At 40.9% G+C, this 988-nt stretch carries 1 protein-coding gene; it reads right to left on the bottom strand.

The window, feature by feature from the left end; genetic code table 11:
* Window positions 1–622 precede the first annotated feature (622 nt).
* Window positions 623–988, bottom strand: a 366-nt coding sequence (locus ATN88_RS26055; protein ID WP_198158342.1) for a hypothetical protein, incomplete at its 5' end; no start/stop codon positions are given.

Here is a 988-nt window from a genome sequence, read left to right as displayed (position 1 = left end):
TAAGTTATTTCGTTTGGTCACCCAGTATCATTGATAAATCTTTTGTCTATCAATTACGAGTGCCCACACAGATTGCATAGGTCAAATTGTTAAAGAACGTTGACTTAAGAAGCGTTTGCTTCTCACCGTCAGGGCTGCGAATTTTACGCTGCCAGGCGATGAAGTCAAGAAGAAATTTTGAGATTTTTCAGCGTTGCTTTCGCAACCCTCAAAACACCTTGTTGACTTGCCTCGACGGAAGCTTTTCCGTTGAAGCGGGCGGCCATTTTACTGATTCATTCAAACGCGTCAAGCGTTTATTTTCATTCAGTTTTGAAGGCCTTTTCGCCGTACCGATTCAGTGGGCGTTTCCTTGTTGGAAGCCGCTCTCCGTTTAGGTGAGGCGCATTATAGGGAGCTTAGAAACATTGGCAAGGGCTTTTTGTGTTTTTTTATGAAAATAATGCCGTTTGCTTAGATTGCGCGCGAAATGCTTATTTTCACACATTTTTACCACAAAATGCCCACAGAAGGCTGTGGATAACTGCATCCTTGGCTATTATCATAGACTCCCCTACCCCAGAGCTTGAACGTCTCTTCTATATAAGAAGAGAAATAGGAGCAGTTCGTTATGCCCTTCTATCTATGACTGCTTAGGTTCCGTTGAAGATAGAACTTCGAGAGCGAGTGAAGTGAGCGATTTGCACGAACACATCCAATTACCCATTCGTAAGAATGCAATTGTGATTACGACATCTTTGCTTGCGGCATTTTCTTTATGACTCGTACGCGAGTAGAAGTAGAAGTAGAAGTAGAAGTAGAAGTAGAAGTAGAAGTAGAAGTAGAAGTAGAAGTAGAAGTAGAAGTAGAAGTAGAAGTAGAAGTAGAAGTAGAAGTAGAAGTAGAAGTAGAAGTAGAAGTAGAAGTAGAAGTAGAAGTAGAAGTAGAAGTAGAAGTAGAAGAGAAGTAGAAGTAAGAAGTAGAAGTAGAAGAAGTAGAAAGAGTAAGA

Source organism: Enterovibrio coralii, assembly GCF_001559595.1.
Classification (GTDB): Bacteria; Pseudomonadota; Gammaproteobacteria; order Enterobacterales; family Vibrionaceae; genus Enterovibrio; species Enterovibrio coralii.
Note: the sequence above shows the minus strand (reverse complement) of the source record. Positions and strands in the feature narration are given on the sequence as shown.